At 49.0% G+C, this 8,883-nt stretch carries 9 protein-coding genes; 4 read left to right on the top strand and 5 right to left on the bottom strand.

What is annotated here, in order from left to right:
• From C7R93_RS28495 to C7R93_RS28480, 4 genes are all read left to right on the top strand, one after another.
• On the top strand, window positions 1-1,121 hold a 1,121-nt coding region (locus tag C7R93_RS28495), incomplete at its 5' end, for a M4 family metallopeptidase (protein WP_106841952.1).
• 139 nt (window positions 1,122-1,260) lie between these two features.
• On the top strand, window positions 1,261-2,259 hold the full coding sequence (locus C7R93_RS28490; protein ID WP_106841951.1) for an aminoglycoside phosphotransferase family protein: 999 nt from the start codon (window positions 1,261-1,263) through the stop codon (window positions 2,257-2,259).
• A 130-nt stretch (window positions 2,260-2,389) separates the two neighbouring features.
• Entirely contained in the window at window positions 2,390-3,613 is a 1,224-nt protein-coding gene (locus C7R93_RS28485; RefSeq protein WP_106841950.1) for a Zn-dependent hydrolase, read from the top strand.
• Between the two features lie 51 nt (window positions 3,614-3,664).
• On the top strand, window positions 3,665-4,849 hold the full coding sequence (locus C7R93_RS28480) for a M20 family metallopeptidase (protein ID WP_106841949.1): 1,185 nt from the start codon (window positions 3,665-3,667) through the stop codon (window positions 4,847-4,849).
• An 84-nt stretch (window positions 4,850-4,933) separates the two neighbouring features.
• On the opposite strand, the gene C7R93_RS28475 is transcribed toward C7R93_RS28480, so the two are convergent.
• The 5 genes from C7R93_RS28475 to C7R93_RS28455 form a co-directional block, all read right to left on the bottom strand.
• The gene (locus tag C7R93_RS28475; RefSeq protein WP_208637861.1) at window positions 4,934-5,404 is read right to left on the bottom strand and encodes a DinB family protein; all 471 of its coding nucleotides are present in this window, start codon (window positions 5,402-5,404) and stop codon (window positions 4,934-4,936) included.
• 84 nt (window positions 5,405-5,488) lie between these two features.
• Complete coding sequence (locus C7R93_RS28470) at window positions 5,489-5,998, bottom strand: HugZ family pyridoxamine 5'-phosphate oxidase (RefSeq protein ID WP_106841947.1); 510 nt, start codon at window positions 5,996-5,998, stop codon at window positions 5,489-5,491.
• 17 nt (window positions 5,999-6,015) lie between these two features.
• Window positions 6,016-6,795, bottom strand: coding sequence for an ABC transporter ATP-binding protein (locus tag C7R93_RS28465; protein ID WP_106841946.1), 780 nt, complete (start codon window positions 6,793-6,795; stop codon window positions 6,016-6,018).
• A 1-nt stretch (window position 6,796) separates the two neighbouring features.
• On the bottom strand, window positions 6,797-7,792 hold the full coding sequence (locus tag C7R93_RS28460; RefSeq protein ID WP_106841945.1) for a FecCD family ABC transporter permease: 996 nt from the start codon (window positions 7,790-7,792) through the stop codon (window positions 6,797-6,799).
• A gap of 12 nt (window positions 7,793-7,804) precedes the next feature.
• Complete coding sequence (locus C7R93_RS28455; RefSeq protein ID WP_106841944.1) at window positions 7,805-8,800, bottom strand: helical backbone metal receptor; 996 nt, start codon at window positions 8,798-8,800, stop codon at window positions 7,805-7,807.
• Window positions 8,801-8,883: the final 83 nt, after the last annotated feature.

The raw sequence follows: 8,883 nt of genomic DNA, 5'->3' as shown, positions 1-8,883 counted from the left end.
ATTTGGAGGATGAGATTGACGCAAAAGTGGAGAAGTTCGAGGTGAAGCCAAAAGGGAAACTCTACGTCTACATCCACGAAGATGAATCGTATTTGGCTTACGAAGTGGAACTGAATTTCCTCGATCCACAGCCAGGCCGTTGGAAGTATTTCATCGACGCGGATTCGGGTGATGTGATTAACAAATACAATATGCTCCATGAGATTACAGGGACGGGTACAGGAGTACTAGGTGACACCAAATCATTCGAAGTAACGAAAGTAAGCAATACCAACTATACGGCGAAAGATACGACGCGCGGCAAGGGTATCGAAACGTACAATGCACGCAACAGATTAATCCAACCTGGTACTCTTGGTTCTGACTCGGATAACAACTGGACAGATGGAGCACTTGTCGACGCTCATGCCCATGCTCAGGCAACCTACGATTACTACAAAAACGCACATAACCGCAACAGCTTTGACAACAAGGGTGCGAAAATCATCTCCACAGTCCATTACGGTAGAAACGATAACCGCGCATTCTGGAACGGCGTACAAATAACATACGGGGATGGAGATGGACGCTTATTCCGCCCATTTTCCGCTGGCTTGGATGTCGTTGCTCATGAATTAACTCACGCTGTCACAGAACGAACAGCCGGTCTGATCTATGAAAACGAGTCTGGTGCGCTGAACGAATCCATGTCTGACATCTTTGCGGCGATGATAGATAATGACGATTGGTTAATAGGTGAAGATGTATACACGCCAGAAACGCCAGGAGACGCACTGCGCTCTCTCGAAGATCCAACAGTGGCTGGTGATCCTGACCACTACAGCAATCGATACATCGGTCCAGCAGACGAGGGAGGCGTTCACACTAACAGCGGAATCAACAATAAAGCGGCATATCTCCTCGCAGAGGGTGGCACACACTCCGGTGTAACGGTCACAGGCATCGGTCGCAATGACACAGCAAAAATCTACTACTACGCTCTAACAAACTATCTCAATCCAAACTCTAACTTCTCCGCTATGCGACAAGCAGCGATTCAATCCGCAACAGTACTGTTTGGCGCCAATTCCCAACAAGTAGAATCTGTAAAAGATGCGTATGACGCAATTGGAGTGCAATAATTAAGTAGAATATTTTGTTACACGAAATACTTTTTGTACTATTTGAAAAATTGCTTTGCTCCTATTGTGGGGCAAGGCAATTTTTTGTATGTTGGTGGTAATTGATCGCGTGTGTGAATGGCTGAGAAAGGAGTACCTTATGGATCATTTCAAAACCATATTGAGACACCACTATGATATCGAAGCTATTGATGTCATCCCTCAGCAAGGAGGATGGTCTGCGCTTGCTTATAAAGTCATAAGCGACCAGCACGCCTATTTCTTGAAGGTTTATGAAAAAAGCAGAGCATCTACGCCAAAGTGGACAGCGCTGATCGATAAGTATGTTCCCATTATCCAGTGGCTATCATGCCAGACCAGACTACAAGGCAAAATTCCAGTTCCGTTACAGACAAGAAACGCAGCGTATAAACATGAAGACGACGTGGGTATCTATCAGCTGTTTGCCTATATTGAGGGGAAAACCATTGGCAGCCAAGCGTTAAACTCGATGCAAATTCGCCAGCTTTCAGAAATCATAGCAGAGTTGCATTTGTACGGAGAAGAAATCCCGGTCAGTACGGCTGCAATCAAGGAAGACTTCCGCATCCCATTTGCCGAGCAGTTCAGAGAAATGCTAACCGAAAATATCCACCATCTGCCTGATGATGTGAATGAAATCGTCAAACCTTTTGCCGACATACTGGCTACCCGCATGAGTCATTTGGAGATAATTGCAGAGGAACTGCGAGGTAGCGCGGTTAAAATGAAACTTTGCCATACGGATCTTCACAACTGGAATCTGATGCAATCCGATCAACAGCTTATTCTCATTGACTGGGAAGGGGTGAAGCTGGCTCCGGTAGAAGCAGATTTGATGTTTTTAGTAGGTAAGCCTTTTTTTGAGGAGTTTATGGCTACCTATCTTATGGCACATCCAAATTATGTGGTCAATCGAAAAGCGTTGGAATTCTATCAAATCCGACGTACGTTGGAAGATATATGTGAACTGCTAGAGCAGCTCTTGTTTGATGAGCAAGAGGAAAAGGATCGAGTAGAGACGATCGGGCATTTGAAAGGGGAATTGAGTAAGGTTGAGTTTTTTTGGATGTTGGATACGAATCAGCAAAAGTGGACGAGAAGGCAAATACGATTATGACAAAAGGATCTTTTCTTCCTGAACAGCAAATCGAACAGCTATTGAGAGAATAGACAGACTATTATACAATTAAGGACATAACCGTTAATCAACCGTTATTGGCTCAACATAGAAGGAGGAGTGGCGCGTCATGATCAATTCAGATCGGTTGTGGGATCGATTGGGACAGCTTGGCAGCATTGGGAAGCAAGAGGCTGGAGGCATCACGCGGCTGTCTTTTACGCCAGAAGAACGGGCGGCAAAAGATCTCGTCACAGGCTTTATGAAAGAAGCAGGCCTCGTCGTTCGCGAAGATGAGGTTGGGAACTTGATTGGGCGAAAAGAAGGGAAGAATCCGACCGCTCCTGTCGTATTGGTTGGTTCGCATATCGACTCCGTACCAAATGGCGGCGACTATGACGGCCCGCTTGGCGTACTCGCTGGTGTAGAAGTTTTACAGACAATGCAGGAACAGGGGATCGAAACAGAACATCCGATCGAAGTCATCGCGTTCACGGATGAAGAAGGAACGCGTTTTGGTTACGGGATGATCGGCAGTCGTGGTATCGCTGGGCTGATCAAGCGTGACGAACTGGAACAAGCAGACAAGAATGGGGTCACGATTGCCGAAGCAATGCGGCAAACGGGGCTTGACCCGGACTGTACCAGTCTCGCTGCGAGAACTCCCGGAAGTGTGAAGGCGTATGTGGAGCTACATATCGAGCAAGGCAAGGTACTAGAGAGCCGTGGGCTATCTGTCGGGATCGTGACAGGAGTGGCGGGTCCGCTCTGGTTGAATTTCGTGTTAGAGGGAGAAGCCGGTCATGCTGGGGCAACGCCGATGAATTTGCGCCGTGATCCGATGGCAGCAGCCGCTCAGGTGATGCTTGTCATCGAGGAAGAAGCCGGACGGACAGGAACCAGTGTAGGGACGGTTGGAAGGCTGCAAGCTTTCCCTGGCGGAGTGAATGTCATTCCAGGACGAGTCGAGTTTTCGCTTGATTTGCGCGATGTGGACGAAGCGATCCGCGATGAAGTGGAACAGCGTATTTACGAACGGGCAAAAGCGATCTGTGCTGATCGCAATGTGACGTTGAAAGTAGAACTGCTGCAACGTATCGCTCCTGCTGTATGCTCGGACGATATCCAGAATGCTGTAGCCGAAGCGTGTGGGGCAGAAGGCTTGGAAGCATTTAGACTGCCGAGTGGCGCAGGGCATGATTGCATGCAGCTAGTCGATCTGTGCCCGGTTGGTATGATCTTCGCTCGTTCGAAGGATGGCATTAGCCACAACCCGGCAGAGTTCACGACAAAAGAGGATTGTGCGAACGGAGCGCAAGTACTGTACCGCACCGTTTTATCATTGGCAAAATAGGCATAAGAGATAGTAAGTGGGGGAGCCACGTAAACCAGGAGGAGAGCGGCGATGACAGCAACAGCAGTGGTAACGCTAAATAAGGCGGTCGAAGAAATCAAGGATCAGGTAATCGCGTGGAGACGGTATTTGCACGAGAACCCTGAATTATCCTTTCATGAAGAAAAAACAGCACAGTTTGTATACGAGACATTGCTTGGCTTTGGCAATCTGGAAGTGTCCAGACCGACGAAAAACAGTGTGATGGCCAGACTGATCGGTTCCGAGCCTGGAAAAGTGCTCGCCATGCGGGCTGACATGGACGCATTGCCGATTACCGAAGAGAATACGTTTGAATTCGTATCGAAAAATCCTGGCGTCATGCATGCGTGTGGACACGACGGACATACTTCCATGCTGCTCGGAACAGCCAAGCTGCTGTCCGGAATGAAGGATCAGATTAAGGGAGAGGTTCGTTTCTTCTTTCAGCACGCGGAGGAAGTATTCCCAGGCGGGGCAGAGGAAATGGTACAGGCAGGCGTCATGGACGGCGTAGACATGGTGATTGGTACGCATCTGTGGTCGACGATGGAGTTTGGGACAGTGGGTATCTGCCCAGGTCCAATGATGGCAGCTCCTGATACGTTCTGGATCACCGTTCTTGGAAAAGGCGGACATGCGGCGCTCCCGCATCAAACGATCGACAGCATTGCAATTGCGGCACAAGTGGTGACCAATCTTCAGCACATCGTATCCCGCAATGCCGATCCGCTCGATAATCTGGTTCTCTCAGTCACACAATTTGTGGGGGGAACGACACATAACGTCATTCCGGGTGCTGTAGAGATTTGCGGGACAGTCCGCAGCTTTGACAAAGATCTGCGCGAGTCTGTTCCGGGACTCATGGAACGCGTGATCAAAGGCATTACGGAAGCACACGGCGCGGCGTACAAGTTTAAGTACGAATTCGGCTATCGCCCGGTCATCAATGATGCCGAAGTGACGAAATTGATGGAAGAGGTCGTCGAAGAATCACTGGGAGCAGAATGGGTGGAGCATATGCGTCCAACCATGGGTGGCGAGGATTTTTCCGCCTTCCAGCAAAAAGCCCCAGGCTGCTTCTTCTACGTTGCTGCCGGAAACAAAGAAAAGGGCATCACATATCCGCACCACCATCCACGTTTTACGATTGACGAGGCTGCGCTCGAAGTCGGTGTAAAAATGTTCGTCAACGCAGCAAGAAAAATCGTGATGTAACGATCGTGGCATACATGCAAAAAGAGCTTCCCGTCAAGAGTGACGAGAAGCTCTTTTTGGCGTGTGAAAGGCGGTAACAAAAGCTTAGTGGGTGAGTTCCTTTTCTTTCGTATGAAATGATTTTTGCATCTGAGAAATTTGTCCGGCATGGATACCCGTGTGATACATGAGGCGGCCCAATGCTTCTAATGGAGTAGAAGAGCCCAATGGCGTCTCAACAGGCTTATGCCACGCTTCCTCCGGTAAGTCACGCATCGCATCGATCAAGTGTTGGTTAGAAGCGGTCATGAAATCAGCGAGCTCTTGCAGGTTAGTAAATACAACTTTGGTTCCGGCAGGACCGTGTTTCGTCAATAGCTCTATGTCTGCCGGGATGCTCTTGCCGAAAAACCATTCGGCAAACATGTACTCGACCTCAGCACTATGGCGTAGCATATACCCGATAGAGACTGTATTCATGCTCAAATGCAAATCTTGTTCGGGCATGCTTTTCGCAGTCTTGTGAAAACGCTCCTGGATGGTGAGCCAAAGTGTCAAAGCGGTTGAATAGGTCATGAATGATATTCCTCCGTTAACTGAAAAACGTCTCGACGTTTTTCATAGAAATTGGATGTGACCGCTTGCGGTCAGACGAACCGGTCAAGACCGGTTTGTTGATGTGTGACCATCTCGGTTGACGTGAACAAATTTATCAGCTGTCAGATCAATGTCGTAAGCCTGACCAAACCCAGCTACATAGCGTCCCTCTGATGGTGTCAATTCGAACAAGGAAAAATCAAGACCGCGCAGCATATCCATCATGTTTTTTCCAAATGACTGTGCAAACAGCTCGAAGATCTCTTCGTAACCCGCATTCCCCAGATTCAGGGCAGAACACACGAAGCGGGCGCGCTGGCGAGCAAACAGATTGGTTGATTTCGACTCGTCTTCGATGAGCATGGCATCGACTGCCGGATTTTCTTCCATGTAGCGATAGTGATTCGCAATTTTACTAATGTAGATGTAGAACTTTCCATCGTATTTGACGAACGGGGCGTAGGAGAGAAACGGTTTTCCATGCTCGTCGACCGTGCTTAACATGAGCGTCTTCATGTTCGCAGCAAACGATTGGTACTGGGCCTTCATCGCTTCCTTATCCATCGCTTTCATACGAGCACCTCACTTGTTTAGTTTGCTTTTTTCAGTATGTGAATCCTGGGGCTAGCGCTGTCTGGCGTGTACTGAATCTCGGTTTCGACACCGTACACGCTGCGAATCAGCTCCATTGTGAGCACATCTTGAGGTTTTCCAAAAACACGCAGGCTTCCGTCTTTGATCACACAAATTTTATCGCTGTAGGCGCTGGCGTGATTCAAATCATGCAGCACCATGACAACCGTCAACTTCAAATCCTGATTCAGCTTGCGAACGAGCTCAAGCACATCTAGTTGATGGGCGATGTCCAAATAGGTAGTCGGCTCATCGAGCAACAAAATTTTCGGTCGTTGAGCCAAAGCCATCGCGATCCATGCACGCTGTGCTTCCCCGCCAGACAGAGAGACGAGGTAGCGGTCCTTGTAGCTTCGCATACCCGTTTGTTCCAAAGCCCATGTGACGATCTCGTAGTCTTCGCCACTCAGGCGTTCATACCATTTTTTATGGGGAACGCGACCGTATCCGACTAGCTCTCCTACGGTTACGTCTGCCGGGCACGTGTTGGATTGGCAGAGCATGCACATGATGCGAGAGATTTGCTTCATACTCAGGCTGTTCAATTCTTGATCTGCAATACATACACGACCGCTTTCACAAGGAATCAGCCGTGAAATCGCTTTGAGAATCGATGATTTTCCTGAACCGTTTGGACCAATGATTGAAACAACCTCTCCTTCTTGGATGTCGAGGGAAAAGTCATGGACGATTGGACGTGGACCGTAGCTGATGTTCAACGATTGCACCTGTAACAAGTCACATGCCCCCTTTTCTCATCAAGTAAAGGAAATAAGGTCCTCCCACGATTGCCATGACGATCCCGGCAGGAATCTCCAAAGGAGCGAATGCAGTTCGACCAAACGTATCGGCAACAAGCAATACAAGTGAGCCAAGCACGAGGCTTAACGGCAAGCAGAGTCGGTAATCAGAGCCGACGAGCATGCGAGCCATGTGCGGTACGACCAGTCCGATAAACCCAACAAGACCGACAGTCGATACGGAAACGGCTGCCAGATAGACCGCGATGATAGAAAGAGAGAGGCGCAATCGATGCAAGCTTTGTCCTAAATTGTGAGCGACTTGTTCTCCGAGGCGTAAAATGTTTGCTTGCCTGATCGATAACAGCGCCGCGATCCACCCGACGATCGAGTAGGGAAGCATCACCAGGACATCGCCCATGTCTTTTCCGGACAGACTGCCATTCATCCATTGCAGTGCACCCGGCAGCTTGTCGCTGTATAGGATGGACAATAATCCGATTGCTCCGCCAAAGACAGCGTTGACGGCAACTCCAGATAAAATGATTCGCACAGGTGTTAATCCACCCTGTTTTTTCCAAGCCATGGAATAGACCATGCCTGCTGCTACTCCGCCACCGATGATGGCAGCTAGGGGTATCAGGTAAGAATAGTCGGGCATGACCAGCATGATGAACAATACCGTAACGGCTGCTCCGCTGGATACGCCCGTCAAGCCTGGATCGGCAAGCGGATTTTGCATGACGGCTTGCAGTAGGGCACCCGAAGCAGCGAGATTGGCCCCGATCAAAAGTGCGAGAAAAACACGCGGAATCCGGATATCCCACAGAATGGTTTGACTGGCGGCATCGCCGTGTCCCAGTAAGGTTTCAATTGTTTCGGCAAGAGAGAGGCGCACACTCCCCAGACCAATGGAGAGCAGTGCAGCTACAGCGAGCATGATGCAAGCTGTCACCAAGAGAGCTGCTTTCCTGTTCTGAATGTTCTGGGTCACTGGAAAAACTCCTTATTTGTTATACAGGATTTGTGCGAGCTCCTCGTAGGCAGCCGGGACTTTTACCAGAGAGGCGATCCCGAATGTGCTGTAATCGAGTGCTTTCATTTTGCCATTTTTGAATGCGCTCAGTTTTTCCCATGCGCCGTTTTTCTTCACGTCTTCTTCGAACTTTTTGGTCACTGCGCTCGGATCGCCATGCGCTACCAGTAAAATGACATCGGGATTGGCAGCTACGATCGATTCCATATTGAGCGGCACGTATGTTTCGGTTTGTTTCAGGACATCGGAAGCGACATTGGATGCGCCGAGATTGCGGGCAAGGCTTCCGACAAACGTATTTTCATTCATGACCATAAGGGCCTCGGCAGAACCGAACAAGAACAATACTTTGGGAGCGGATTTCCCTTTGGTCGCGTCTATGATGGTTTTTTCCTTTTCCACGATGGATTGGAGAAATGCTGTAGCCTTCTCTTCCTGTTTGAAGAGGCGTCCAAGTACGACAGTAGACAGTTTGAGCTCGTCGATTGAGTCTACAGGCAAGTACGCGGTAGGCAGTGCGGCGGGCTTGAATTTTTTATCGATGCTCGCTTTGATTGACGTAGGGCCGAGAATAACGTCAGGCTGAAGCTTTGCGACCTGCTCCAAATCAGGCTGGTGAGAAGTGCCGATACGCGGAACGTTGTCGAGGGAGGCTGGCAGCTTGCTGCTTGTCGACGGTACGCCTACGGGAGTGACACTCAGCTCGTTCAATATCTCGGTAATTGCTACGGAAACAGTCACGACTTTTGTAGGTGGCTGGGTTTTAAATTGGGTGAGTAGCTCTTCCACTTTCTTTTCATCTACGCTGATTGTATGAACGGCTTGTTGACTTGATGTCGACGAGTCCGACTGTGAGCTGGTAGCAGATTGTTGTGTGACAGCTGCGGGGGACGCTGAACTGCTGCATCCAACTACACCTGTCAGTAGCAAAGCAATCATCCCGGTTTTCCATCCTGCGTGTTTCAATGTACGTAGCCTCCTGAAAATTTATGATAATGAGAATCAATATCTATTGGAACGATTATGATTATATAGAGAATGATTACTAT

The sequence above is a fragment of the Brevibacillus fortis genome, assembly GCF_003013395.1.
Classification (GTDB): Bacteria; Bacillota; Bacilli; order Brevibacillales; family Brevibacillaceae; genus Brevibacillus; species Brevibacillus fortis.
This window is presented reverse-complemented; position numbering and strand designations above follow the sequence as displayed.

What these genes read in the sequence shown, in the direction of transcription:
- C7R93_RS28490 (WP_106841951.1), top strand. Translation starts at nt 1,261, where the DNA reads ATGGATCATTTCAAAACCATATTGAGACACCACTATGATATCGAAGCT.
- C7R93_RS28485 (WP_106841950.1), top strand. Translation starts at nt 2,390, where the DNA reads ATGATCAATTCAGATCGGTTGTGGGATCGATTGGGACAGCTTGGCAGC.
- C7R93_RS28480 (WP_106841949.1), top strand. Translation starts at nt 3,665, where the DNA reads ATGACAGCAACAGCAGTGGTAACGCTAAATAAGGCGGTCGAAGAAATC.
- C7R93_RS28475 (WP_208637861.1), bottom strand. Translation starts at nt 5,404, where the DNA reads ATGACCTATTCAACCGCTTTGACACTTTGGCTCACCATCCAGGAGCGT.
- C7R93_RS28470 (WP_106841947.1), bottom strand. Translation starts at nt 5,998, where the DNA reads ATGAAAGCGATGGATAAGGAAGCGATGAAGGCCCAGTACCAATCGTTT.